The sequence below is a fragment of the Streptomyces sp. NPDC127114 genome (genome assembly GCF_042677525.1).
GTDB lineage: Bacteria > Actinomycetota > Actinomycetes > Streptomycetales > Streptomycetaceae > Streptomyces.
Map to the genome: position 1 here is coordinate 1 of NZ_JBHXTJ010000054.1, position 25,282 is coordinate 25,282.

The window sequence follows — 25,282 nt, forward strand, 5'->3', positions numbered from 1 at the left end:
GCGACCGCCGGGCCGTCCAGCCGCATCGAGTCGACCGCCCGGCGCGCCAGGACCTCCGGATCGATCCGCGGCGCCGGGGCGGCGCCGCCGGACGGGACGAACGGCGCCGACGCGGCCGGAGTCCGGGCACTCGACCTGGTAGACGGTCCCGTCGTTGGGGGTGTGGCCTTCCCAAGGTGCTCGGGGGCGGGCTGGGGATTGAGGCGGGTGTAGGTGCACGGCGGCGCCGAGCTGCCGGACGAGGGCTTGCCGCCGATCCCGGCCGGGGTTGTTGTCCCCGAAGACCCTGCCGAGCCGCCGTTGACCGTGCCATCGGCGGCGCACACGGTCACCTCCATGTCGCCGCCCTCGCAGACCCCGCCGCTGGGTCCGTCGGCATGGGCGGCCGGGGCGAGGACGACAGCCAGGAGCACGCCCGCGGCTGCTGCCGCACGCCTCAGCACTGCCGGTCCCCGTGGGGCGTGTAGTCGGTGACCATCCAGCCGTTGGGCCCCGCGCCGCCGCCCGGCGCGCCCAAGACCTCGAACAGCGCCAGACCGAAGGCCTGCCGGTGGAGTCGTGGGCCGGTGCCCTGTCGCCGGAGCGGCGCGAGCAGCTCGAGGACATCGACCCGTCCTGGTGCCCGGCCTGGCCGGTGGAGTGGCAGCGCGCCTTCCACCTCGTCCGGCTCCACCTGGAGGAGGCCGGCGGCACGCTGCCAACCGAACCCGGCAAGGTCATGCACCAGGGCGAAGACCTCGGACGATGGGTGCGCTCGGTCCGGCTCGGGTGGGACAAACTCACGGCCGTGCAGCAGTGGATGTGCGAGCAGGTCCTCGGCATCACACCCGCCACCGAGGAGGAGAAGCCGCAGCCGCGCCGTACACAAGCCGACAAATGGGCCATGAACTACCAGGCCGCCCGCCAGTACTACGAACGCGAAGGACACCTCCAGGTCCCCCGGAAGCACGTCGAACGCATCGCCGCCGGCGAGACCCAGAAAGAACGCGAGCTCCGGCTCGGGGCATGGATCAGCAACCAACGCAGCCGGGCCGCCACACTCACCCCGGAACGGATCGAGCTACTCTCCGCCATCGGAATGCGATGGACGTAGCCGTACAGGCAGTGAGCGGGGCCGGGCAGGATAATCCTGGCGGCCCCTTTGCGCTTCGCGACCTCAGCGGCGTGTGGTCCAGAGATGCAGGATGTCCCCCATGGGCTCTTCCGTACCATCCGGGTGCTTCCGGATGCCGGGGGCCGCGGCGAAGCGCAGCGTGGGGCCGCGCTTGCTCAGCTGAACTCTGTCGAGCGCCGCGTGCCGGTCCGGGTGCCCGACGACGACCTGCTCGCAGCTATCCGCGAGATCCTGGTTGCAGCAGATCACTCGCCTGGGCTTGACCTCTTTCACCGATGCGCCTTGGCCGGGGACGAGCACGAGCTGGGCCGTGGGGCTGACCGGGAACCTGATCTCGTGAGCACCCTCCAGGCCGAATCCTTGGTAGGCGTCGCTCGCAGTTTCCGGGCGCCAGAGAACCAGGGGGGCGTCGGAGGTGAGGAAGATCGGCTTGCGACTGGTCTCGAGTCGCCAGTGCCGAGCACGGTACTGCGGGATACACACCCCTACAGAGCTGAACGTCACCGCGACCGCTTCGTCGTGGGTGGGGTCGTTGCCGCCATTCATCGCTCGCGTGCCGTGGTAGTAGTCCCAGGCTCCCTGGGCTTCGGCTGCTCGGGGCGGGTGACCGAGATGCTTGTGGGTGAGGTACTCGGTCATGAGCGCCAGGTCGACTTCCCGTCCGTTCGCGTGCGCGGTGACGTTGCGTCCGAAGAGCGGTCCCGTACGCTGCCGCGGCGTCCGGGCCATCTGAACAGCCAGGTATAGGCAGAGCACCTCGCGGTCGTCGGTGCCGACGGCCGGAGGCATGCCCCTCTCGTCTATTCGGCGCAGGGCGTCAAGCCCCCGACCTTCCAGGCGGCTGAGCTCATGCTCGATAGCCGTGGCGGGCATGCCGTTGTCGTCGGTGATCGTGTAGAAGCCGGTCTCAGCCGCGACGTTCTTGACGTTGGCGAGGTGCGTCTTCGGCGGGCACCGGCGCCTCACTCTGACCATGCCGCCTCGCCCGAAGAGAGCCAGGTAGCTCTGCGGCACATAGTGGTGAAGTTTCGGTGCAGACACATCACCCAGAGTAAGCGGCCCGCCTTCGAGTGACCATGCAGAAGGTGCGGACACAGTCTGAGCCGCCGTTCAGCGAGGCATCTCGGTGTCAAAGAACTTGATCACTGAGGTGACGAGCATCAGGGCGTAGATGGCGTTGATACGTGAGTACTGAAGCTTGGAAACACCGTGGGCGCTGGGGTGCCGGCCGAACGTACGCGGGATCGCATCCCCCTTCGCCGGAAAGTACTTCGCGTGCGCGTACCAGACCGGAGCGAACGTGCAGGCGACCTTGAACTTATAGTCGTCCAGCTTGAATTTGATCCCCTTCGCCTTGAAGTCGTTTCTCGTCAGCTGGACTCGCAGGGTTTCGGTGACGTGGCCCCGGAGGAGGGAATCGAGCAGATTGGCCGCCAGGGCCTGGGCGGCGTTGGTGTGGCCGCCCCTCAGAGCGTCAACGACGTCGAGGGCAAAGCCGCGAGCATCCTGCAGGGCCGGGTGCTCCACCCCTTCGAGAACGGCCTCGCAGTCATTGGTGATCCCCTTCCAGCGCCGTCCAATGAGGCGGCGGCGGGTAGCGGCATCGGGAGCCTCCAGCAGGGCCTGGACCGTTCGTGGTGCTGGCACCCACATGAGCGGGATGCCCTCGTCCACCAGCAGCGTCTCCATCTCGTCAAGCCCGGGGGCCAGCTCCCGCAGGTTCTCCGGGTAGATGCTGCGCACCGCTTCGGCCATGGAGGAGAACAGGCGCTGCCACCGTTCCGCCTGGAAAGCCGTGTAGGGCTCAAGGGCCTGCCGGATCGCATCGTTGAAGCCGGTCAGGTCCGCCATCTGCTTGCGGAGGGTCTCCACCGCTGCGCCGACGCCGAGCGGCACAGGGATAGCGATCCTGGGAACAGCCCACTGCGCACGGACTCGTGCGGCGTTGGAGATAATCCCGGCGAGCTGGCTGTTCTGCTGCTTGAAGTGGTCCTTCAGCGGGTTGAACGCCGACTCGTAGAAGCGTGAAAGGTCGACCGGCTCGATCCTGTCGAGGTCCTCGCCGTCGGCCTCTTCGTCCTGGGCCTTCTCGGACTCCTCCTGCGAGTCCTCGGTGGGCTCCTCGTGCTGCTCGGTCATGGGCGTATGTTCGCACGGCCGCGCAACGTCGCCCGCAACGTCCGTACCGGCACCCCACGGCCCCGCCGCTTCGAACCCCTCACCGCCAGCGAAGCCCGCCAGTTCCTTACCGCCTCGGAAGGTCACCGGTTGCACGCGTTGTTCGAACTCGCCCTCCACACCGGACTCCGCAAGGGCGAACTCCTCGGCCTGCGCTGGGAAGACCTCGACCTCGACGCCGGCACCGCCGCCGTCCGCCGAACCCTGCAGCGCACCAGCACGGGCGGCCTCACCACGCTGCCCACCAAGACGCGGGCCTCCGAACGCCGCATCGCCCTCCCCACCCGCTGCGTCCAGTCGCTGAAGCTCCACCACGAGCAGCAGCAACGCGAGCACGAGGCAGCAGGCACCGCGTGGCAGCACAGCGGGCAGTCTTCACCACTACGCAGGGCGGATCGATCGACCCGACCAACCTCACCCGCGCCTTCACCAGGCTTCTCCGCAAGGCCGGCCTCCGCCGCATCCGCTTCCACGACCTCCGGCACTCGACCGCCACGCTCCTCCTGGAACAGGGCGTCGAACTCGTCGTGATCAAGGAACTCCTCGGCCACGCCCACATCGGCGTAACCGCCACCGTCTACGCCCACGTAAGGCTCCGCCTACAGCGAGACGCCATCGACACTCTCAGCACCGCCCTTGACGGCCCGGCCAATGACGAGTCGACCCGCGACAACGGCGACGACCCGCCGCTGTGCGGAGCCACCGTCCACTGACGTTGCCGTCAACTACTGCCGTCACCCACCGCAGAAGCCCCGCCAGGACGCACCTGACGGGGCTTCAAATTTGCTACTGCGTAGCAACATCATGAACGGCGGAGGCTCTAATTCGACCCATCGCTAAGGGAGGCTTGAATCTCCTGCCATCCCTCATGCTGATCCCGCCACGATGCGCTCTCATAGAGAGCCGATTTCGCTTCCGGCAATGATAGGCCGAGAACCCGAGACGCCACATAGATCGACTCGATCGGAGACATTCCGAGCTCACGCAATTTCCGAAACACCTCCTCCTGTTCCGCTATCCCTTCCGCAGCGAACCTTGATGCAAGCGCATCCAAGAGTCGTCGGTCCATTCCTACCCTCCTCCCAAAATCTTCCCAACATCCAAGGTCATGGAGCCAGGACGCTTAAAGATAGTTCCATCTGGCTTCGGAATGTGACGCTCATAGTTGAGCACAACAGTCCTAAACCCCTCAGCATGCGCCCGAGTCGCCAAGGCGTGTTTCATCTGGTTGAGTGCATCGGGGCCAACTGGCGCTCGACTAAGTCCCTCAGTCCCCTTCGGGAAGACCATGAAACCGTCTAGATGCAGAGTGTCGCCGGATATACGTGCCGTCGCCATAGTCTCAACCGTCTGACCAGATACCTCGAATGCGTCATCCCAGATGTCACCATCGACAAATCTGGGGCATCCACTGCTGTTGTGAACGAGTACCGGCGTCTCCCCCGCCAGCACATAGTACGTGTGTATGTCGTCGACGGTGAGATTGTACGTGCGAGCGTGCTTACTGAACGGCCGGTTGCTCTGGACGGTTACGGTGGCGCCGTCGTGACTGAGTAGGGTCATGCCTTGCTTGAGGTGGCGAGCCTCAACCCAGCGATTGCCCGAGGGGGACCAGAAGGGGTGCTCGTGAGTCGCAGTGAGCTTCCTCAATCCGACCTTGGTTGCGATGGTCAGTTCATTGAAGTGCTTGTCGTTTTCTGTGATGATCAATCGCGTGACCTTGCGTGGGCCGGATTTCCCAGTCACAGGGTCGGTTGCGATTACCTCGTCGCCCACTTTCACCTTCTCAATGGGCTTGCTTCTCCCGTCGCCCATGAGAACAGCGGTTCCCGCCAGGAAGCATTTGTTGCAACCCGGCTTAGGGAGTGGCGCATCGTCAGATTTTCGCGCACTCGGGGCTATCTTCCTTGCGCCTCCAAGTAGGCTTTTGACGAGGCCCGCCCCTCCGGCGATAACCGATATGAACCAGGCGTCGTGGGCCCCTTGCTCGTAGAGCTCACTATTGGTGTCGATGCCGTTTTGGCCAGCCACCTCGTCGTACTTTTTCTCGTACCCTCCGCAGGATTCGATCCAGCACCAAGGATTAACCATTACTGCGGAGTCGAGGCTTGACGCGACATAGTTTCCGTATCCGGCGCCGTAGTCCTTCCAGTCTCCGGCAGACTTACATGACAGGCAGGGCCCTGGGCTGTTCAGGTCCTTGATGGTTCCGTAGTTCCCTGTCCCGAAGGGCTTCGCCCAATAGGAAGGACTCAGAGAGCTGTAAGTTCCGTTCCGGAATGCGCTATACGCCGTGACGAATCTGATGACGGCTCGGATTCTTTTGGTGATTGCACCAAACCACTTGCCGTCGGGATCAGCGAACGTCACAGGATTGTTGTTGCTGTAGGCGTAGCCGTTGATCTGCTGTGGGTCTTTGAGGTCCGCGATGGGGTCGGCGCTGATGAAGCGACCTGTCGTGCGGTCGTACTCGCGTGCTCCCAGATGAGTCAGACCGGTGGGGTCCTCCGTGCCACCTACGAAGCCTTTCTCTCCAACCCAGGTGGTGGGTGCAGTGCCGCGGTTTTCACCGAAGGGCTGGGTGTAGCGGCGAGTGAGGGCCTGTGTGGTGGCGTCGATCTGAACGCTGGCGGTGCCGTTGTGGTCGCTGCCGAGCCATGTCAGGTTCTGCGGGGTTCTGACCGCCACAGTCTGGCCGGCGTGGCTGTAGTAGCGGGTGGCGGTGACTGCTTTGGTGGTGTTGTCGTAGCGGAGTTCGGTTTCACCGAGGTAGAGGGTGGAGCCGGCCTTGTCGCGGCGAATAAGCCGGTTGCCGTCGCTGTCGTTGAGGTAGGTGGTTGCGCTGCCGTCGGCATCGCTGACCTTGGTGAGGTCGTTCTCGGGGCCCCAGGTGAGGGTCTGGGTGTTGGCCTTGGTGGTGCGGGTTTCGGTGTTGCCTGCCTTGTCGTAGGTGTAGTTGGTCGTGGGCGTGGTCGTGCTGTCGGGTGGTGCGACCGTGTTGGAGAGCAGGTGGGGCCGGACCGTGCCGTCAGTGGTCTTCTGGTCGTATGTATAGGTGGTGGTTGCTGGGCCGTCCTGGGCGAGGTGGTCGGTCACCGTCTTGCGGTTGCCGGCTGTGTCGTAGGTGAAGGACTGCCAGTACGGTGCGACGCCTCCAACAGTTTCGGTAGTGGGTGCGGTTGTGCAGTCTGCGGTGGCCGTCCAGGCTGTCTTGAGCCTGCTGTGGCCGTCGTACGCGTAGCACTGACGGTCTCCGGCGACGGTGGACTTGTCCTCGATCTCGACCGGATTTCCGGCCGGATCGTAGCTGTAGTAGACGTCCGCGTCGGTGCCGCTGTGCGACGCCGAGGCGATGCTCTGCCGTGCGAGCCGCTTCGTGCCTGTCTCGTAGGACTGGCTGATGTCGACCCACTTGGCGGTGGACGAGACGCCCAGAGTTGTGAGGATACGTTCGCCTGCGGGCAGATAGCGTGTGTCCTGCACGATGCCGGTCAGACCCTGCAGCTTGGTGGGCAGGCGCTGGCTGTTGTAACCGTAGGTGAGGATCTCCTGCGCGAGGCCGCCCATGGCGGGAATGATGCGCTGCTGGAGCGTTCCGTCGACGTTGTAGGCGTTGGTGATGGTGTAGGTGCCCGTGCCTGCGACGGCGCCTTCCAGGGTGCTGATCGTGTACTGCTCTTTGGTCACCCGGTAGAGCGGGTCATAGGCGGCGTTGGTGATCGCGTAGACCTTGCCGGTCTTTCCTCCGTCGTAGCGGATGGAGGAGGTGGGGCGCCCCTTGGCGATCGTGTCGTAGGACCAGCGCGCCAGGTACTTGGTCTCATCGATCGTCGGGACGTTGTTCACCAGCGGGATGCGGTCCCGGAGCTTGCCGGTCTTGCGTCCCAACGCGTCGTAGGTGTAGCTGAGGATCTTGCCGTTCGGGTCCTCGGTGACGACGACTTGGTCCAGCTCGTTGTATTCCGTCTTCGTTGTGCCGGTGTCCGGGTCAGTCGTGCTCGTCTTGCGGCCGAGGAAGTCGTACTCGTACTTCCAGGCGTTGCCGTCGCTGTCCTGAACCTTGGTGAGCTGGTCGGCGCGTCCATAGGTGTAGGTCAGCGTGGTGCTGGCGCCGGTGGCTTTATTGCCTTCGTACTCGCGCTTCTCGGTGAGCATGCCGCGGCTGTCGACCTGCTCGCGGACTGCGGACGCGCCGGCCGGAGGCTCGACGGTGGTGGCATTGCCTTCGTAGGTGGTGGTGGTGCGGGAGTGTTCCTTGCCATTGGCAAGGTTGATGTTGATAGCAGGTCGTCCCGCGCCGTCGTAGATGGTCTGGGTTCCGCCAGGCGCGGCAGTCAGTAGGTTTGCGAGGTCGCCCGTTGGGGCGGTGGTGTCGATGAAGTCTGCTGCGGTCTCGACAGCCAGACCGCGAGTGTCGTACTTGGTTTCGGCGATGACTCGTCCTGCACCAACGGCGGGCGTCTGCGTCTGGCGAGGTCGCAGCAGTGCGTCGTAGATGGTGTAGGCGGTCTGGTACGTCGTGCCGTCGTTGTTGAGGGACTTCGTCGCGACCCAGGAGGCCTTCCCCTGCTGAATCTTGTATTCGATCTTCTTGCTGGGCGTCTCCGTACGAGGCCGGTCAGCGAGCCAGACATCGCTCAGGCGGCCGAGGGCGTCGTAGGCCATCTCGGTGCGGCGGTTGTTCGGGTCGACGCTGGCCTTGGTCATGCCCCAGTCGGAGTAGAACTCCGTGGTGACGGTGTGTCCGAGGGCGTTGAGCTGCTTCGTCGACGCGAGTGGTCCGCCTGCTGCGGGGGTGTAGTCCACGTGCTTGACGAGCGTGTCCTTGGCATCCCACTGGTCCGTGACACGGCCCAGAGCGTCGTAGGCCGTCTTGCTCACTGCCTGGGGCGTCTGTGCGGTGCCGTCGGCGTTGTAGCCGGTGACACGTGCTGTCGCGGTGAGGTCCCCCTTGGTTGGGGCGGAGCCCCAGGCCTGGCCGTCGTATGAGGTCCGCGTGTCGGAGATGACGTCCGTAGTGGCCGGGTCGCTTGTGCGCTTGGGGGCAACACCGCAGCCGACGGACAGCTTCTCGACCTGCTTGGGCTTGTCGAGGATCCACGCCGTCGTGTTCTGGGCGTAGCTGGTGACGGTGCAGTCCTTCTTGCCACCGCCCTCGGTCTCGACGGTGAGCGGCAGGCCGCTCTTGGAGTCGTAGGTCGTCGTGCTCCTGGACGTCATGTCCGCCGTGCCGGCGACCGGGACCCGCGTCGTCTGGGTTTGGGTGCGCACTCGGAACGCGCGGACAGTTCCGTAAGAGTGGGAGGCGGTCGCCGTCGTGCTTGACGCGGGGGTGGTGATGGTTCCGGAGACTTCGCTACCCGTGGTCCCGTTGTAGGTGACCTGCTCACGCGTCTGACCGGCGTACTGCTCGGAGTCGGTCACTGTGCCCGTGGAGTCGGTGACCTTCTCCACGCGGGTGGTGCCGTCGAGCTGCTTGTCACCGTCCATACCCCGGTAATAGAGGCTGACGGTTTTCGACCGGATGCTCTCGGCAGCGCCGACGAGGGTGGTGACCTTCTGGTAGCCGCGCCAGGTGCCCCAGGTACGGTATTTGTCCTGGTTGATGGGGGACTGGTCGTCGTAGGCCCAGGCGCCGCCGGCCGGGTCGTAAATGTAGTTGGTCTCCTTCAGCGGCGCGCCGCCGGTGGGGTCGGACTCGGTCACCTGGGTGACGACGTACTTGTGGAACCAGTCAGTGCGCGGTTGGGGATCGGTGCCGGGGGTGGGGTTGGACGGCGGGATCCACTTCAATGGGTAGCAGCGCTTGGTGTTCTTGTCGAGCGCGGTGGGGATGTTGGTGTCGGCGATGCACTCCGGGTCGGAGTAGTTGACCGTCAGGACCGAGCCGGTTTCCGAGGTGACCTTGCGGACGCGCCACTTGATGAACGGCGGAACGCTGTCGCCGGTCTTGTCGACGCGGTTGTCCATCTGCTTGCCCTCAAAAGTGACGGGCGGCAGGGGGGCGACCGGGGTGCCGTTGGTGGACTTTCCGGTGTGCTGGATGGACTTCAGCCACAGGCCGGCGTTCGATCCGTCACCGGGGTCGGGGAAGGAGTGCTCGAGGTGCCAGTTGTTGACGTCGCGGTAGTCAGTGTCCGCGCCGGTGCCGGTGCCCTTGTAGACCTGGGTGGTGATGTCGGTCAGGCGCTTGCGCGTGAAGAACGACGGCGTCGGCTGGTCGGTGCAGACGGTGTCCTTCTTGCAGATCTGGTCGAACGGGACGTCCGGCCACGCGGTCTGGTTGGTGGAGGTGAGGTTGGTGCAGGTCTCTCCGCCGGTGACCGGGATGCAGCGTTCCGCCACGCCGAACTTGACTCGTGCGGCGGCAGGCTGGGTGGTGGAGAAGATGGTGTCTGTGCTCTGGCCGTAGTCGATGCGCTTGAGGTAGCCGCCACGGGTGTACTCGGTGCCGTTGCCGGTGGAGCTGTTCTTGGCGTAGTAGTTCAGCTCCTTGTCGTACCAGTACGTCATGACGTTGCCGTGCGGGTCGACGACGTAGTCGAGGTTCCAGCGCCAGGCCTGGTTCTTCGCGCGGCCGGAGAAGCTGGTGCCGGCGGAGTAGCCGGGCTCGCCAGCGTCGTCGCCGAAGACGGGCACGGTCCACACCGAGTTGGTCTCGGGCTTGCCGGAGGTCCAGCCGGGCAGCTGGTTCTTGCCGAAGACGTATTGGGTCCCGTCGATGGTCGTGACGGTCCAGTACTCGCCCGTGTCATCGGCGTCGCCCTCGTCGGGGTTTTTGGCGCCGGTGCCGCGTATCACGCGCTCGCCGTCATCCGACTGAAGGTGCCACTCGCCGGACGTCTGGTCCTTGACGAGGGTGCTGGACTTGCCATTGAGGACGATGGAGGCGTTGTGCTCACGCCAGCACAGGTCGCCCTTGCCTTCCTGTCCGTCGTCGTCGCAGGAGCCATAGGAGCGCTCGATGTAGGAGGTGGGCAGGTCGAAGCCTTCGCCGACCCAGGAGGGCTGGGCGCTGGTGGCGGAGGTCCGGCCGTCGACGCTCTGCGCCGAGTAGCCGATCGAGGGGCTTGGTGCCGGGCCGGCCGGGGCCGGTACGACGTCCATCGGGTAGGACCAGGTGAAGTCACCGTTGGATCCGCCGCCTGCCCAGGTGGCCGACGGGGACAGCGGTGTGGCTTCGTAGCTGCCCTGATCGGAGGACGCACCGGCCGACAGCGCCAGGACCGTGAACGCGCTCAGGGCCGAGGCCGTCTTGGGAGTGGTGACCTCGGCGCTGACGCTCTGGTCTTCGGTGTTGTTCTGTGAGGGGACGGGGGTCGTGGTGCGGCAGGCCGGCTTGTCCGGCGTGGTCAGGGCGCACGTGGGCAACTGGACCATGCGCAGGCGGGAAGACCAGTTGCCGCTGTAGGCGCCGGCGAAGCCCTTGTAGTCGACGGTGAGGTCGAGCTGTGAGGTGTCGGTCTTGCCGTCCGCCCGGGCGACGCTCAGGACGACACCCTGGATACCGAGCTTCTCCGTGGTCTTGCGGTCGGCAACCTGGACCTTGGCGGCTTGAGGTGCCGCGGGGAGCGGAGGTGTTTTCGCTGTGGCGGCGCGAGCGGACTTCGGCGCGCTGGGCCTGGCCGGAGCGGGCTTGGCCAGTTCCACAGGAAGGCCCTGCGCCTTGACGTGCTTGCCGGTGGTAGGCGGCAGTGTCACACGTGCAGACGCCGCAGTAGGCCAGACAACCTTGGTCTGGGCTCGCTTGCGGGTTTTGGCTTCGGCGGCGCGGACGGGGTCAGCAGAGGTGCTCTTGCGAGGCTGGAACGTTTCGGCCCTGCCGAACTGGGCCTTCTGCAGGGGCGTGTGGTCGCGCTCGAATTCCTGGACCGGCGCCGCGCCCAGGAGTGTCGTGATGATCGCTGTGGTCACTGGCAGGGCGACGGCGGCTATGCGCCGCCGCCTCGCTTTGCGCCAGGACCGTGTGGGCAGCACTTGTTTGGTGCCGAACACGTGGTTCTCCGCATTCTGAAGGCCGGGGTGTGCCGTTGAGGCACACCCCGGTAGGTGAATGTGACAGGTAGTGGTCTGTGAGAAAGAAAGGGCTATTCGATCGGGACCGGCGGCTCGTCCTTCAGCGAGAGCTGAGTGATGTCCTGCTGGGACATCACTCCGCTGTAGACGCGCAGGTCGTCGACCTGACCGAGGAGAGTGTCACCCCAAGCGCCCGTCGGATAGATGCGCGACTTGCCCGTGATCACAGGGCCAGTCGGCTGGTAGGTGTTCTTCACCAGCGCGCCGTCCTCGTCGCCCTGGCGGACACCCGTGAGGTAAAGCCTGGCCGCACCAGTGACGGAGTCGTAAGTGGCGGCGACATGCACCCATCCCTTGGGAGCTTCGGTCACCTCGGAGTACAGCAGCATTCGCGGGCCGCCGGCGACGTCGTTCTCCGCCATCTCCAGGATCCAGTAGCCGTCCGGCTGGCCCTTGGGCTGGTAGTAGATGAGGCGGAAGGCGCTGGTCTGCGTACCAGGATGGGCGAGGATGGTGGCGGCGTGGCCGATGCTGAGGTCGTCCAGACGGGTGTCGTCGGTGACGTCGACCCAGCCGGCGACGGTGAAGCTGCCGGAGTTGTCCAGCGGTACGCCGGCGCTCGCGGAGGAGTCCAGCGCGCCGGTCAGCTTCAGCACATTGCCGTGTCCCTGTGCCTCGGAGTCGACGAACGAGGCGCCCTTGTCCAGGGTGATCGTGCGGGCGTTGTCGCTGCTGTCTGCTCCGGTCGTGGTCCCGGCCGGCTCGTCCAGGGCCCACTGCGCCTCAAGGCGCGGCTGAAAAAGCGCGGTGGACTCGTTCTCCAGGTTCACCTGTGCGCCCAGCTCGTCGGGGAACACGACTCGGTTCCAGACCTGCAGCTGGTCGATGTCACCGGGGAAGAAGTCCCTGTCTCCGCCGGCCGCCCACTTCCCGACGCGGAGTGCGGCGTTTCCTGCGAACGGTGTGGTGTAGGCGGACTCGGCCTGCAAGCGGCCGTTGACGTAGAGACGGACCTTGGCCGCCTGCTGGTCGTAGACACCGAGCAAGTGGGTCCATGCGCCCAGGACGGGCGGCTTCTGAGAGGAAGCCCCGATGGTGACGCCGCTGGTGGTGTCGGAGGAGTAGCGGGCGAACACCCACCGGTCGGCGTAGGAGGAGTAGTAGAGCTGGAACGACGACATGACGGTCCCGGGCTGGCCGGCGACGCCTGCAGCGTGAGTCCGGTCGGTGAGGCGGACCCAGGCGGAGACAGAGAAGTTGTTCAGCGTGTCGACCACGGGTGCCGAGGTCTGCCCGGCGGACGTCGTGCCGTCCAAGTGCACGGCGCCCTTGAGGCGGCCCTGCTCGGCCCAGGACGTCGTGCTGCTGAAGGTCAGCGGTTCCCCGGCGCCGTCGGCGGTGTTTGCGGCGGTCGTCCCAGCGGTCTCGTCGAAAGCCCACGCAGCCAGCGGCTTGCTGCCGGCCGCCACGTTGAACTTGTAGTCCGTATTGCTCCAGTTTCCTGCAGCGTCATAGGTGACGGCCCGCAGGATATTGAGCCCCTTCTTGGCTGGCGCGAGCTTCACCTCGTGCGTCTTCGTGTCGGTGCCATAGACCTTCGACTCGAAGGGCGTGCCGTTGAGGAACGTGTCGAAGCGGCGGATGTCGCTCGCCGGTGTGGTGATGGTGAACGTGCCGGTCATACCCACGCTGCCCAGCTCAGGATCACTCGCACACTCCAGGCTGGCGCACTCCGTGTACGGCGAAGATGTCACCGTCGGCGCCAGTGGGGCTTGCGAGTCGACTCTGAAGTAGCAGCGTGCGGACCACGGCCCGTACAGCGAGGTGGTCGTCCCGCCGTAGGTGTAGCGGTACTCGGTGCGCGCCGCGAAGCTATACGTCTTCTGTTCCGCGAGGGCGGCCGTGGTGACACTGCCCGCGGTTCCGCTGGCGGTCCATGTACTCGGGGACAGCGACGCGATCTTGGTGTTGGCGGAGTCGAACAGCTCGAAGTTGGGGCGCAGGCTCGCGTTCGCGCCGTCGGCGGACGTCGGCGTAGCGGTCAGGCGCGGCGTCGTGTCCCGAATCATGGCCGGGCTGGAGGACGCCGAGCACGCCATGTTCGGGTCAGCGAGTTTCACATACGAGGGCTTGGTGTCCGGAGGCGAGACGTATGTGATCGACAGGCGGGGCTTGCGCGTCGAAGTGGTGTCAGGGTCGGTGGGCGACATGAACTGCTTCCACTGCAGGCGATCCGTCTCGCTACCAGCGCGCAGACCCAAGGTGGTGGTCGTCGCTGCAGCCTTTGCGGTGTAGGCGACGGCCGCTGTGGCGTTGAACTCAACGTCACCGTCCTTGCAGGAGTCGCCGTAGCCCTTGGCCGCCCAGACGGTGGTGACCTTCGAGGACCAGGCGGGCTGCTTCGACCACGTGGTGCTGGACGAGATCGCACCCGTACGCCACAGGTCCACAGGCTGCGGCGTGCAGTTCGCCGCCCACACCTCGTACGCGGTGAACGTGGCGTTCAGAATCTTCTTGCCGGCGACCCGGCGGGTGTCGAACTGGAATAGAGCGCGCGTCAGCTTGCCGTCGACCCAGCCGTCATACCCGGCCCCCAGTGTGTGCGAGGTCTTCCAGAACGACGTGGAAGACAGGTTGGACCATACCGTGGTCCAACCTGTCAGCGACGCGGTCACCGACGGCGGATCGATCACCACCGGGTAGGTCGTCTCCGGATCCGCGAGGAAGCCCTGATTCGGAGTGACGGCCACAGCATCAGCAGTGATTGCGACATCGGCCACCGCGGTGCGGGCGTCGGGAGCGGCGTCCACGGCCTCGACCGGATCGGTCTCGGCGTCCGCCGGCGACGACAGGGACATCGTGCTCACGCCTGACTGAGTGGCGGCAGGCTTGCCCGCGTCCCACATCAGGGCGCCGCTGCTCGAGAACACGGCGTGCCCGCGCTCATCGACCAGCGACATGTCCCCTGAGCCGGACTCCCGCACCTCGAGCCCTACGGTCCTGACAGGGAAGCGCACGCTCTTGAGCGCCGGATCGGCCGCGGCGGTCCGGTCATGCACGACAAGATTCTGAGTGAATCCGTCAGGTCGGGCCTGCACCACCAGGTCGATCCCCGGCCGCACCGAGGCGTAGACGGCCGTGGAACCGGTCAGGGTCGGCCGAGGCAGGGCCCACGGCGATCCCAGCTCGTAGGCGCGACCGTCCTTCGTCATCCGCGCCAGCGGACCGGAACCGCCACCGGAGAAAGTGACCTCCTGGCCGGCCTTCGGCTCGATCAGTCCATCTGTTCGCTGCACAAGGGTCGTGTCGACCGGCGTCCAGCGCCCGTCCTTGCGGACACGCTCCACGACTGGGGACGTCTCGACGGTGAACGTGCCGTCGCTGTTGGCGAACACCTCGCTCGTCTCGCTGGTCAGGCTCTCAACCGGCACCCGTTGCCCCGAGGCCACCGCCTTGCGTGATGCCACCTGCTCCGCTGTGGCCTGCGGTAGAGCGTCGTCCTGCCAGAACGCCCTGCCCTGCCCGGCCTCGTCGGCCGCCGGAGAAGACGCAGGCGTCAGCGGAAACTCCGCGCCCGACTCGGTGTTGGTCGAGGATGCCGAGGCCTGGGCCGTAAGCCCAGCAACCGCCAGCAGCGACACCGCTGCTGTGGCCACCCCCCGCGCCGCTCCCCAGCGACGCCTGAACGTTTTCACTTGGCACTCACAATCTGAAGAAACCATGAAGCGGAGAGTGACCTTATACCGTCCTTACAGCGCGGTCTAGGGTCACCCAAGCCTGTGACCAGGCACAATGCGCTCATCCAGGTGCAAGCGCGGATGTGGCCACCTTGAAGAACAGCGCCAGCCAAGGCCAGGCCCGCAGCGAACTGCGAGCGGGCCTTACAACAACGCCACTTGGGCGAACCGTACGACGCCCCACTGACATCTCGGCCCGTCCAGCCCGCTGCCAGAGGTTGGAAGGACAGGTCATCTGAACGAGTGCATTGGCGTCGCGCGAACCCGCCCGGCCGCTGGTCGCCGGCCCACCAAGAGTCGGGCGATGCCGCCTGAGGCCCAGTCGGGGTGAGCGCGGGCGACACCGACAAGAACGGGCTGCCGCTGTCCCTGGGCATCTCCGGGGCCAACATGCACGACAGCCAGGGCCTGAAGCCGCTCGTGCGGGGCATCCCGCCCATACGGTCCCGACGCGGGCCGCAGCGACGGCGGCCGGCGAAGCTGCACGCCGACAAGGGTTACGACTACGACTACCTGCGCCGGTGGCTGCGCGTGCGTGGAATCCGCCACCGCATTGCCCGCAGGGCGAGTCTGCGCAACGGCTGGGCCGACATCGCTGGGTGGTCGAGAGAACGGCGTCCTGGCTCGCAGGCTGCCGGCGCCTCCCCCGCCGCTACGAACGCAAGGCGGAACACTTCCTCGCGTTCGTCGGTATAGCCGCAGCCCTGATCGGCCACCGCCGACTCGCCCGCACTACTCTCCCGACATGACCAATGAAGCTGCCGTATGGCACCGGCTCGCCGCTCTCCTGCCGCCCGACGACGCCCAGGTCGTCGTGGACTCCTGGGGCATCGGCGAACAGGAAGGCGGCCTCGAACTGCTTGTCTCCGCCCTGCTGCAGCACCAAGTACCCATAGACGAGACCACTCGGGCCGAGATCGCGGTTGTCTGCGAGGCCTGGGGAATGTGGCCCCTTCCACTTGAGCCTCGCCTCTCCCAGTGCCCCGGCAGTGGCACCACCTCAGCCCTGCACCTGATCGAAAATACGGCCAGCACACCCCTGCCTGCGACCACAGTCGGCCTGGGCGAGCAGCTCGTCCTGGTTCCTTGGACCAGTTGCACAGCATGCGGCCAGAGTCTGGCCCGCATCCACAGCCGCGAGCCCTGGGGTATGTCCCTTCGTCCTGAGCACTACGTCATCCTGAACACAGACCAGGGCACCATCCGCCGCCTCTTCACGCAGGGAAGCGGCTGGGACGCGCTGACAGAACTCCGCACTTCATGCGAGAAACCGGAGCTCGCTCAGTCATAAGAAACAACTTCTAACCAGGACGTATCCAACTTCGCAGGCTGGCTCCGATAGAGCACTTCCGGCGGGCCGAAGGGCAGAGAGGGGAATGCTCTGAGCCCGGCCCAGGGTGACGGCATCAACCACCACCAGGCCGCCGTCCTCGCTGCGGCCGATCACCGGGACGATCGCTCGGCTTCTGGGCGCAGCGCGGCCAGGAGCTCGGCCGGCTTGGTATGGCGACAGCGCTCATGATCCTCATCCTGGCGCAGCACATAGTCCTGGACGGGCTGCTTCAGAAAGGTGTGGTGATGTCGGAAGTTCGGTCGCTTGAGTCGCTTCGGTAGCTGCGGCGGGCCTGGGTCAGAGTGGGAGCGTTATCCCAAGTGCCTGCATCGCGCTGGACGGTGGGCCGCCTTCTGACCGTTCGGTCTTCCTGCCCTTGGTGCGTGGCTGCAGGGTCGCGGGGTCGATGGCCTCGGCCGGGGCGGAGCTGGCGTAGAGGCCGTCGGGTTCGGTGTCGCGGTCGTGCGGGAGGAGCCAGAAGACGCGGCGGCGGAAGGTGCCGGAGGCGCGGGAGGCCTTGGCGTCGGTGGCGAGGGTGGCGTAGCCGACCATGCGGCCGTCGCGGTGGTAGGCGGGTTTGCCCGTGCGGGTGGGTAGGCGGTCGAGGCTCTGGCGGACGTAGTCGAGGTGGGTGATGTCCTCGAGCCAGACGAGTTCGTTCTCGTGCTTGAGATCGTTCTCGCTGATCAGGGAACTCATGCCGTCTCCTCGTTGGCGAGCAGTCCGATGCCAGGGTAGTACTTCCTCGAATTCGACAAGATCATCTCTTTCGGGGAGGCGAGGCCGAGTAGTTCGCGGGCGCGGGCGGCGAAGGTGCGGTTGCTCATGGGGATGCAGCCCTCGCTCTGGCACCAGCCGCGGTAGGCGTCGTAGAGGGTCTTCTGCTCGGTGCGGCAGTCGGGGTTGATGAGGCATGCCTCGTCGAAGAAGCGGCCGGTGTGGTCCTCGGTCTCGGCGTAGGCGTTGGTGGCGATGCGGACCTTGTCGGGGCCGGTGAGGTCCTTCTCGCCGGCGAGGTAGCGGCGGGCGCCGTCGATGAGCCAGTTGAGGATGCCGGGGCCTTCCTCGGCGACGAGGATGTCGGCGAGGTTGTCGATGCGGGACCCGGTGGGCCACTTCTCCAGAGCGAGGAGAAGAACAGCGTCGCCATCGCCTCCAACGAGTCCTTCTCCGGCTGGACCAAGACCTTCACCGGCCCCCGCCTCTGCGCGGCCATCGTCGACCGCCTCACCTTCAACGGCAACATCATCGAGACCGGCACCGACTCCTACCACCTGGCCACCAACCGAGCACGCGCCGAACAGCAGAGCGTCAGTGACGAAAAGCGTTGGCGCCACATTCCCCGGTGCGGTGGACGGTCACCAGGGCAGCAACAACAGGCCTGTGGTCAAGCGGGACGGCAGGCCTCACACACGTGGTTGTCGATCGCGGCCATCAAGTCCTGAGCCGCTGCCTGCACGGCGGGATCTCCGTCACCGCCCAGCCTGTCTGCCAGGCCTCGGCCGTCGAGCACGGCCTGGTGGACCGCGTATGGAATGTCGAGCCGAGGAGGATTGGTCTGTTCAAGGACCGTCATGAGCAGCTGGATCACACCGGAGCGGCTGGCGACAGAGTCAGTCACCGCGAGATCCCACAGGAACGGAACCGCCTCGGCAGTCGCATCGAAGACGGACAGCTCACCAAGCCAGAGCCCGAGATCACTCAAAGCTGAAGCGCTGGTTAGCGCATCGCCCCACGCCACCCGCGACAGCCGGCTCGGGACCTCTTCCGCTGATCCATACGCGTGCGTCAGCTCGTGCCACCGAACACGGCTCATGCCCTTGAGGATCGTCCCCACCACGCACCCCCGTTCTATCGACACCAGCGACGCCGAGCGCCCCCATTCCGCCTCACGGAGCACATCGACCGCGAGCCTGCCGGGAGGGCGTTCCCAGAACTCGCCCACAGGGAGGCCACCGCCGAGGCCAGAACGTCTCCAAACCCGCCTACATACGTTCTTGGTTCCCACCTACGTAGCGACCGACGAGATACCGGGCTCGTGCATCGCGGCCCGGACATCGTCCGACCATGGAGGGACGGCCCTCTCGTGGCCGCCGCAGGCAACGGCCTGTCTTCAGGAAGCCCGGCGACAGTGCCCGGTGCGGCCAGCGGCCATACCGGGGCGCGGGGACGTGCGGCAGTGCGGTCAGCGGCAGGGGCATGCCCGGCTTCGGCCGGCCCGGCCGGCGGGACTCGGGATCCATTGAGGCTCGTTGATAATGGCTCTGACCGCAGTTTCGTGATGCCACCGGTCAGTGGCGGCGCTCTTCGACGACGTTGTCGTTCTCGTCAGAGAGTTCGACGCTGTGCTGCCAGCCGAGTCTGGCGAAGAGCGTGGACAGGTCGCCGATCCGATGAGGGGCGATCACGCCATTGATCAGCGTTACCCCGTCGTCGGTCTGATCGATTTCGATGCGGCACCAAGCGGTCTCGGCTTGGTAGGAGTACCAGGAGGCGGACCGTGTCCTCCAGCCAAGTGAGCCCAAGCGGGATGCCACCAGGGCGGGGTCGACGCCACTTTCGAGGACGCCGCAGACGTTGTTGGCCATGTCGGCGAAGGCGGCATCGAGCGGCCGGTCGCTGTTGTCGCTGGTAGGTACGCCCACCCGCGTAAGTATCGGGCATTCCGCGTCATGGCTGAGTGAGGATGCGGGTCCGCAGGAGTTCGAACGAGGCCCGGCCGTACATCGCCCTCTTCAAGGTCTTGACCCTGTTGACGTGGCCCTCGACGACGCCGGAGCTCCATTCGAGGGTGAGGCCGGCTATGACGGCGTCGAGGTCCTGGCGGAGGAAGCCTGCGAAGCCGCTCATCGGTTTCGGGGCGTCCTGTTCGGCTTGGCGGATCCAGTCGTTCAGCAAGAAGCCGCGGCGGTTGCGGACCAGGTCGGAGAAGGTTCGCGCCAGGTCACAGCTCCGCGTGATGTCGGGGCAGGCGAGCCGGACTTCCAGCAGTCGTTCCTCCTGCTGGTCGGTGAGGGTCTCGCGAGGGCGCATGATCCAGGCGGTGATCTTCCGGGGGCTGGGGATATCGGCTCGCACGGGTTCGGCGTTGCCGGCGCGGAGGGCGGCGAGGTGTTTGCGGACTACCTGGCGGCTGCCGCGGTAGCCGCGTTCTCGGATTTCGAGGAAGAGGCGGCTGCCGCTGACCTGGCCGAGCGACTCGGTGAACCGGGTGTTGAGATACGGCTTGAACGGCTCCAGTACGCCTGCCGGGCGTCGCTCGTAGGCGGAAGCGAGAAGTTGGTCGAGGTCGGTGTCGCGGAAGCGTCGTACTGTTTTGCGGTCGAGGTTCAGGCGGCGGGCGATGGCGCTGATAGTCCAGCCGGCGGCCACCAGGCGGTGGATGTCCGCGTGGCGGTGACGGGTCCGTTCGATGATCTGCGTCCGGGGCAGCTCATGGAGGGGCAGGTCCATCAGCGGTGGTGCCGCCGAGATGTTTCCGGTCTCCTCGTCGGCGCGTTTGCGCAGGCAGGCGCGGTGCTGGTGGCAGGTCTTCTCGACTGCTGCGGCCAGGTTCTGGAGCAGGTGCCAGCGGTCCGCGACTTCCAGGGCGTGTGGTGCGGCTTCTTTGACCGCTCGCGTGTAGGCCGAGGCCCGGTCGCGGCAGATGATCTCGGCGCCGGGATGGTCGCGAAGCCAGTTGGCGAAGGTCTCCGAGGTGCGGTCGGGCAGGACGTCAACGACCTGCCGGGCTTCCACGTCGACGAGGAGCGTTCCGTAGGTGCGGCCCTTGCGGAATGCGAACTCGTCGACGCCGAGGACTCGCGGGGCCCGCTCCGGCACCGGTGGCGAATCCAGCAGCTCAAGGAGCCGGCTGCGGCCCGCAGAGAGAGACAACTGGCGGCACAGCCGTTCACCGGGACGGCCGCCGAGTTCGACCGCGACCGCGTGAAGCCACCTCTTCAGACCGAGGCTGGAGCGTCGATAGCGTTCGCTCAGCCCTCTGACCTGCTCGACGAACGTCTTCCTGTGGCAGGAGGAGCGGTCACAGAAGAAGCGACGGACCCGCAACCTGACCTGCAACTTCCTCCCGGTCAGCGGGCGCTCAGCCAGACCGCGTTCATACGAGGAGTGCACACGGCGGGCACGGGCTTGGCAGCCGGGACACCGCGGTGCCGGGCCGCATGCCACCGCCACCACAACCACAGTCTCCGCGGTGAAGTCCACCTGCTCCAACCGCACATCGATTTCCGGGAACAGCACATCTTCCAGCGAGCAGACCCCCACAATCCAGAGATCCCCTGACGAAACGTTCCCGCACGCGCCTTGCCGACCTGGGGATTCACGAAATAGCGGTCAGAGCCTTGAATTTCCCCACCCGGTACTCAGGGGATTCCCCGGACCTGCTCACTCTTCTCCCCACCCGCAACGCGCGCTGGCCTGCCGAGGGATGTCACTCGGGAGGGGGCCGCCCGATGGCCAGCCCAGCCAGAGCCGGAATGGCCGATACTACGATCGCTCGGGTGTCGGTGGCAGGTTGTGCCATGCATGTCCGCAGGCGCCTTTGCAGTACGTCTCGCGGCGGCGGGTGCCAGTCACGGCGAACACGGAAACGAGGACGCGGAACGCCGTGACGTGTTCGGCGGAGGGCAGGCCCACGAACCCGTAGCGGGGCGGGTCCATGCACATCATCACCGCATGTCGAGGATCGCGTAATTCCCCAGGCGGAAGTTCACGTAATTCCCTAGCTGCTGACCTGAGCCGACGGTGAGGCAGTCGGCGACAGTCCCACCAGAGCACGACGAGAAGTTGCCGTTGGGATGCACCCCGGTAGAACTTGCGCATGGCGTTGAAGTGCCCCAGCACGTACTTCTTCGGGCCCCCGACGATCTTGTCCGCGCCGTTGCCGATCAACGTGGCGGCCTCCGCTTCGTCTGTCGGCAGGGCGGCCAGGAGGGCCGGAAAGCCGATCTCTCCGAGCAGTTGCGCAACACGATCCACTTGAACCGCTGAGAGGGTCGTGGGGTCTGGCCCGAAGGGGGCGATGGCATGCGGATGCGTGTTGAGGAAGGCGAGGTCGATGGCAGTCTCGCCCTCGAGAGCTTGCCGGAGAGCATTCCGATGAACGCCGTCGAGACCTCCCAGCTCGCAGACCCGTTCGATCAGGAACGGTGCCCAGTCCAGGTCGAGGACGTCCGCCGACGGTGGATCCCAGAGCGGATCTCCATCCGGTGATGCGTCGGCTGACTGGCGGCAGGAGGCGAGATACTCCGCCGCGATGCGGGCGAGTTGCTGAGTGACGGCCATGACGGCAGTATCGCGACGACGTCCACCGGTTTTTCCTACTTGGTCTTGTCGGTGGGATTCCCGGGCCGCTTGAGGGACTCGGCGACGACAGGTTGGGGAAGAGTGGGTACCAGTCGCTGGGCGCCCTGTTGCTGGTGATGATCAGCGAGCGTCCCTGCCGCTCGGAGACGAGTTCGTAGAGGTCGTCGGCCTGGGCCGCGGACATTGCCGCATGGCGAAGTCGTCGAGGATGAGGACGTCGGGACGGACGAGTTCGCGGATCCGTTTCTCCCAGGTGCGGTCCGCGTGGCCGCCGGCCAGCTGGGCGAGGATGCGGCTGGTCTTGGCGAAGCGGACGTGGGCGCCCTGCCGGACGGTGAGGTGGCCGAGGGCCTGGGCAATGTGGGTCTTGCCGACGCCGACGGGGCCGAAGGGGATGACCGACTCGCCGGCATGCAGCCAGCGCAGTGCACCCAGGTCACGGATCTGGGCGGCGGGCAGTTTCGATGAGGCGGTGAAGTCGAACTCCTCCAGGGTTACCTGCTGCTCGCCCGCTGCAGGCGCCGTTGGAACGCGACGGTCTCCCGGCGGGTGATCTCGTCCTGGCAGAGAACTGGAGGAAGTCGAGGTGACCGAGCTCGCCGCCGTGGGCCTGGGCCAAGCGGCGTCGAGGGTTTCCAGCATGCCGGACAGTCGCAAGGTCTTGAGCAACTTCCGCAGAGCGGCGTCCATCACGGTCATCGGGTTTCACCTCGGCTTCGTCGTGGGCCTGGTCGTTGTGGTCGTCGTCCGTCGTCTCGGGGTCACGACGGCGGCGAAGAGCCGGGCGGGGCCATGGAAGAAGGCCGCGGCCCCGGCGTCTCCGCTGGTCTCGGGCTCGGGATCGGTCTCGGTGCCGGCGATGAGGATGCCCTTGATGGTGCGGTAGGAGGGTCGCCGACCGCGATGGCCATCGCGCAGGCGGCTTCCAGCCGCATCTCGTTTCTTCCGCAGGCCGAGGACCCCCTGGGCAGCTCGGAGCCGATAGGGGACGTTGACTTCCAGCAGCTGGTCAACGACGTCGCGGCAGGCGTCGCCGATCTCTGACGCCTGGCTACGTCACCAGACCGGTGTCCGCATCTGGAAGGCGATCTATTAAAAACTCTTCACCTACGCTGCGGTCGTCGACTTGCCGCGGCCGACGAGGGAGTTTTAAACGGTCGTGTCGCCGCTCCAGGCTACGGCGGCGGCGGCAGCACGTCCGGCCCGGCCGGTTCCCGAGAGTGCTGTCACAGGCGCACGTGCGCGAGGTCGACGGCAGCGGCCATCGCGTGCGCGCCCGCGTCGTTGAGGTGGAGGTGGTCGCCGCTGTCGAGGTCGGCGCGGATGGAGTCCGGTGCGGCGGGGTCCTGGACGGCCGCGGCGACGTCGACCACGGCGTCGAAGACGGTGGAGGTGCGGAGCCACGCGTTGACCTCGCGCCGGACCGCGCGGCCTTCGGGGGTGTCGACGCCGGGGTAGACGGTGCCGGCGTACGGGCCCATCGTCATACCGACGGTGGCCAGTCCGGCCGAGCGCGCGCGGCCGGCGAGCGCGGTGAAGCCCGCGATCAAGTCCTCGGCGGTCGCCGGGGGCTCGCCGAGCGTGCCCGGCAGCCCCACGTCGTTGAGGCCGAAGTGGAAGAGCACGTGGGTGGCGCCAGGCACCTGCAGGACGTCGCGCTCGAAGCGGTCCAGGCCGCGCGGGCCGACCTCGTCGGTCAGCAGGCGATTGCCGCCGATGCCCTGATTGACCACCCATCCGCGTTCGAGGCGCCGGTTCAGCTGGTTGGGGAAGCGCTGGTTGGTGCCGGTCGAGGTGCCGACGCCCTCGAACCAGGAATCACCGAATGCGACGGCGATCGCGGTGTCCTCGGGGGCGAGGACGTCGACGCCGGTGACGTAGTAGCGGCCGTCGATCTCCTCGGCGCCCGTGAAGTCCGCCGCGGCCACGTCGCCGGGCAGCACGTAGGCGTTCTGCGACGGGGTGTGGGAGTACGTCGCCAGGCCGGTGTCCTCGGGCAGGTGAAGGGTCAACGCCAGATCGGTCCCGGCGGACACCGCGAAGGCGACCGGGTCGCTACGGAGCCGCTCGCCGACGGGGATGACCACCTCCGTCGCGCCGCCGAAGCGCAGCTCGGTGTCGGTGGCCGGGTCGACGGCGCTGCCAGTGGTGCGGACGGCCAGCCCTGCCGCATCGATGACCAGGGGTTCCTTGCCGTACTCGTTGCTCAGGAGCACCCGCACCGCCTCGCCGCCGCCGTCGAGGTGGAGGATCTGGCGCAGCGTGTGGCCGTGGAAACCGCGAGACGGCTTGAGCTGGATGCCTTCGTAGGGGCTGAGGACGGCGGAGCGGAAGCCTGCGACCCAGGTCGTCGTCATGGTGGTGAACTCCTTGTCGTGGTTCGGGCGTTGCACAGTCCGGCGGAGTCCGATGACCAGGCCCCATTTACTTGCGGCGAGGAATATCCCCGCGGCAAGTAAATACCTACCCTGCATATATTCCGCACGTCAACTATCCGCACAGCAAGTACCTTCGGCTAGGATGCGGGGCATGGACCCCGATGTCTTCGACGACCCCCGCCTGACCGCGGCCGGCCTCCTCTTCGAAGCCCACGACGGCCTGCACGCCAAGCTGGCGCCGACCCTGGAGAAGGCAGGCCTGTCCTCGCTGGACTTCGGCGCCTTGATGCGGCTGAGCCGTTCCCCCGAAAGGCAGTTGCGGATGACCGACCTCGCCGCCCAACTGCTCCTGTCGACCAGCGGCGTCACCCGACTGGTCGACCGCCTGCAGCGCGGCGGCCTGGTACGCCGAGAGTCGAGCACCGAGGACCGGCGCAGCACCTACGCCGTCCTCACCGCCGAAGGCTCAGACCGACTGCGCCGGGTACTGGCCGACCACCTCGACGAGATCGAGCGCTGGTTCACAGGCCTCTTCACCCCACAACGCCTGCGCGACCTGGTCACCGACCTGCGGACCCTGCGCGATGCCGTACACCCCAACGCCGCAAAAAACACCGCTCCACCCCCCTCTCACGCAAAGTAGTAGGAGCACGCGCCCCGCCAGGCGACCACGAGTCCGGCGCGCCGACCCGCCCAGGTGCCTTCGGACACACCAAGGCCGGATGCAGCCCCGAGTCCATCGCCGAGAGCACCGGCCACCGCCGAGCACCATTCGCTACCTGGATCACCCCGCACGCTCTGCGCGCGGAAACCTTCCTCATCAGACGCTAGGCATCTTGACTGCCCTCGTGACGGGACCCTCGCCCTCCGCGCGTGCCAAACCGCCCGCCGGAGGGGGCTTGCGCGAGGCCGAGCGCGACCATATGGGCTGGACCCTGCCGAGTGCGAGGCCCGCCTCAGGAAGTGATCTTCATTACGTTTGTCAGACAGCGCTTCGCATCACGCTGTGCACTCATACTGGAGAATTACATTCCACTAACTGGCTCACCCCACGGTCGTCGACCAAACACATCGCCGCCGCTTCGAGCAGCCCGACTGAAGAGGCGAACGGCTAGCCCTCCAGCCTCTTGCGACAGTCGGCTACTCGCTGTAACTCATCCCTGCTCGATCCCCGCGCTGATCCGGCTCGGATGTGTCGCTCTATGCCTTGATTTAGGCG

Annotated in this window: 14 protein-coding genes and 7 pseudogenes; 7 read left to right on the top strand and 14 right to left on the bottom strand. The window is 66.4% G+C overall.

Going from position 1 to position 25,282, the window contains the following annotated elements:
• Nucleotides 1-413 (bottom strand): annotated as a pseudogene (locus ACFVGS_RS33335) (hypothetical protein); the annotation flags it as partial.
• Between the two features lie 137 nt (nucleotides 414-550).
• Here ACFVGS_RS33335 and ACFVGS_RS33340 point away from each other — a divergent pair.
• Entirely contained in the window at nucleotides 551-1,093 is a 543-nt protein-coding gene (locus ACFVGS_RS33340) for a helicase associated domain-containing protein (RefSeq protein WP_385695783.1), read from the top strand.
• 63 nt (nucleotides 1,094-1,156) lie between these two features.
• Here the strand turns inward: ACFVGS_RS33340 and ACFVGS_RS33345 are convergent, their stop codons facing one another.
• Both ACFVGS_RS33345 and ACFVGS_RS33350 read right to left on the bottom strand, forming a co-directional pair.
• Nucleotides 1,157-2,155 carry a DUF4238 domain-containing protein gene (locus tag ACFVGS_RS33345; protein ID WP_385695786.1) on the bottom strand — a complete coding sequence of 333 codons (999 nt, stop codon included), beginning with the start codon at nucleotides 2,153-2,155 and terminating at the stop codon, nucleotides 1,157-1,159.
• 69 nt (nucleotides 2,156-2,224) lie between these two features.
• Nucleotides 2,225-3,253, bottom strand: coding sequence for a hypothetical protein (locus ACFVGS_RS33350; protein ID WP_385695789.1), 1,029 nt, complete (start codon nucleotides 3,251-3,253; stop codon nucleotides 2,225-2,227).
• A gap of 18 nt (nucleotides 3,254-3,271) precedes the next feature.
• Here ACFVGS_RS33350 and ACFVGS_RS33355 point away from each other — a divergent pair.
• Nucleotides 3,272-4,005, top strand: a pseudogene (locus ACFVGS_RS33355) (site-specific integrase); the annotation flags it as partial.
• Nucleotides 4,006-4,363: 358 nt separating this feature from the next.
• On the opposite strand, the gene ACFVGS_RS33360 reads toward ACFVGS_RS33355, so the two are convergent.
• Together ACFVGS_RS33360 and ACFVGS_RS33365 are read right to left on the bottom strand one after the other, a co-directional pair.
• A complete protein-coding gene (locus ACFVGS_RS33360) occupies nucleotides 4,364-11,287 on the bottom strand; it encodes a polymorphic toxin-type HINT domain-containing protein (RefSeq protein WP_385695792.1) in 6,924 nt (2,307 codons plus the stop codon).
• Nucleotides 11,288-11,379: 92 nt separating this feature from the next.
• A complete protein-coding gene (locus ACFVGS_RS33365; RefSeq protein ID WP_385695794.1) occupies nucleotides 11,380-14,964 on the bottom strand; it encodes a LamG-like jellyroll fold domain-containing protein in 3,585 nt (1,194 codons plus the stop codon).
• 408 nt (nucleotides 14,965-15,372) lie between these two features.
• Between ACFVGS_RS33365 and ACFVGS_RS33370 the strand changes: the two are divergent.
• The 3 genes and pseudogenes from ACFVGS_RS33370 to ACFVGS_RS33380 all read left to right on the top strand — a co-directional run.
• A pseudogene (locus ACFVGS_RS33370) lies at nucleotides 15,373-15,440 on the top strand (hypothetical protein); the annotation flags it as partial.
• Nucleotides 15,441-15,536: 96 nt separating this feature from the next.
• Nucleotides 15,537-15,794, top strand: a pseudogene (locus ACFVGS_RS33375) (transposase); the annotation flags it as partial.
• Nucleotides 15,791-16,336 carry a hypothetical protein gene (locus ACFVGS_RS33380; protein WP_385695796.1) on the top strand — a complete coding sequence of 182 codons (546 nt, stop codon included), beginning with the start codon at nucleotides 15,791-15,793 and terminating at the stop codon, nucleotides 16,334-16,336. The pseudogene ACFVGS_RS33375 and the gene ACFVGS_RS33380, both read left to right, overlap by 4 nt.
• Before the next feature lie 339 nt (nucleotides 16,337-16,675).
• Here the strand turns inward: ACFVGS_RS33380 and ACFVGS_RS33385 are convergent, their stop codons facing one another.
• Both ACFVGS_RS33385 and ACFVGS_RS33390 read right to left on the bottom strand, forming a co-directional pair.
• Nucleotides 16,676-17,077: a DUF6009 family protein gene (locus ACFVGS_RS33385; RefSeq protein WP_385695798.1), complete on the bottom strand. Its 402-nt coding sequence runs from the start codon at nucleotides 17,075-17,077 to the stop codon at nucleotides 16,676-16,678.
• Nucleotides 17,074-17,478, bottom strand: a pseudogene (locus ACFVGS_RS33390) (primase-like DNA-binding domain-containing protein); the annotation flags it as partial. The gene ACFVGS_RS33385 and the pseudogene ACFVGS_RS33390, both read right to left, overlap by 4 nt.
• A gap of 15 nt (nucleotides 17,479-17,493) precedes the next feature.
• On the opposite strand from ACFVGS_RS33390, the pseudogene ACFVGS_RS33395 reads away from it, so the two are divergent.
• Nucleotides 17,494-17,658: pseudogene (locus ACFVGS_RS33395) on the top strand (ATP-binding protein); the annotation flags it as partial.
• Between the two features lie 107 nt (nucleotides 17,659-17,765).
• On the opposite strand, the gene ACFVGS_RS33400 reads toward ACFVGS_RS33395, so the two are convergent.
• From ACFVGS_RS33400 to ACFVGS_RS33430, 7 genes and pseudogenes are all read right to left on the bottom strand, one after another.
• Entirely contained in the window at nucleotides 17,766-18,323 is a 558-nt protein-coding gene (locus ACFVGS_RS33400; RefSeq protein ID WP_385695800.1) for a hypothetical protein, read from the bottom strand.
• Between the two features lie 346 nt (nucleotides 18,324-18,669).
• Nucleotides 18,670-19,023, bottom strand: coding sequence for a hypothetical protein (locus ACFVGS_RS33405; RefSeq protein WP_384408048.1), 354 nt, complete (start codon nucleotides 19,021-19,023; stop codon nucleotides 18,670-18,672).
• Nucleotides 19,024-19,048: 25 nt separating this feature from the next.
• On the bottom strand, nucleotides 19,049-20,620 hold the full coding sequence (locus ACFVGS_RS33410; RefSeq protein ID WP_384408046.1) for an ISL3 family transposase: 1,572 nt from the start codon (nucleotides 20,618-20,620) through the stop codon (nucleotides 19,049-19,051).
• Between the two features lie 246 nt (nucleotides 20,621-20,866).
• Entirely contained in the window at nucleotides 20,867-21,664 is a 798-nt protein-coding gene (locus ACFVGS_RS33415; RefSeq protein ID WP_385695803.1) for a DUF5958 family protein, read from the bottom strand.
• 141 nt (nucleotides 21,665-21,805) lie between these two features.
• Entirely contained in the window at nucleotides 21,806-22,384 is a 579-nt protein-coding gene (locus ACFVGS_RS33420) for an ATP-binding protein (protein ID WP_385695806.1), read from the bottom strand.
• 87 nt (nucleotides 22,385-22,471) lie between these two features.
• Nucleotides 22,472-22,663: pseudogene (locus tag ACFVGS_RS33425) on the bottom strand (IS21 family transposase); the annotation flags it as partial.
• Between the two features lie 248 nt (nucleotides 22,664-22,911).
• Entirely contained in the window at nucleotides 22,912-24,042 is a 1,131-nt protein-coding gene (locus ACFVGS_RS33430; RefSeq protein ID WP_385695809.1) for a GDSL-type esterase/lipase family protein, read from the bottom strand.
• Between the two features lie 172 nt (nucleotides 24,043-24,214).
• Here ACFVGS_RS33430 and ACFVGS_RS33435 point away from each other — a divergent pair, with 172 nt between their 5' ends.
• Nucleotides 24,215-24,706 (top strand): MarR family winged helix-turn-helix transcriptional regulator, encoded by a 492-nt coding sequence (locus ACFVGS_RS33435; RefSeq protein WP_385695812.1) that lies wholly within the window; start codon nucleotides 24,215-24,217, stop codon nucleotides 24,704-24,706.
• Nucleotides 24,707-25,282 lie beyond the last annotated feature (576 nt).

Bases quoted from the DNA above. Each gene is read 5' to 3' on its own strand.
- ACFVGS_RS33435 (WP_385695812.1), top strand. From the start codon at position 24,215: ATGGACCCCGATGTCTTCGACGACCCCCGCCTGACCGCGGCCGGCCTC.
- ACFVGS_RS33415 (WP_385695803.1), bottom strand. From the start codon at position 21,664: ATGGCCGTCACTCAGCAACTCGCCCGCATCGCGGCGGAGTATCTCGCC.
- ACFVGS_RS33430 (WP_385695809.1), bottom strand. From the start codon at position 24,042: ATGACGACGACCTGGGTCGCAGGCTTCCGCTCCGCCGTCCTCAGCCCC.
- ACFVGS_RS33385 (WP_385695798.1), bottom strand. From the start codon at position 17,077: ATGAGTTCCCTGATCAGCGAGAACGATCTCAAGCACGAGAACGAACTC.
- ACFVGS_RS33350 (WP_385695789.1), bottom strand. From the start codon at position 3,253: ATGACCGAGCAGCACGAGGAGCCCACCGAGGACTCGCAGGAGGAGTCC.
- ACFVGS_RS33420 (WP_385695806.1), bottom strand. From the start codon at position 22,384: ATGACCGTGATGGACGCCGCTCTGCGGAAGTTGCTCAAGACCTTGCGA.
- ACFVGS_RS33380 (WP_385695796.1), top strand. From the start codon at position 15,791: ATGACCAATGAAGCTGCCGTATGGCACCGGCTCGCCGCTCTCCTGCCG.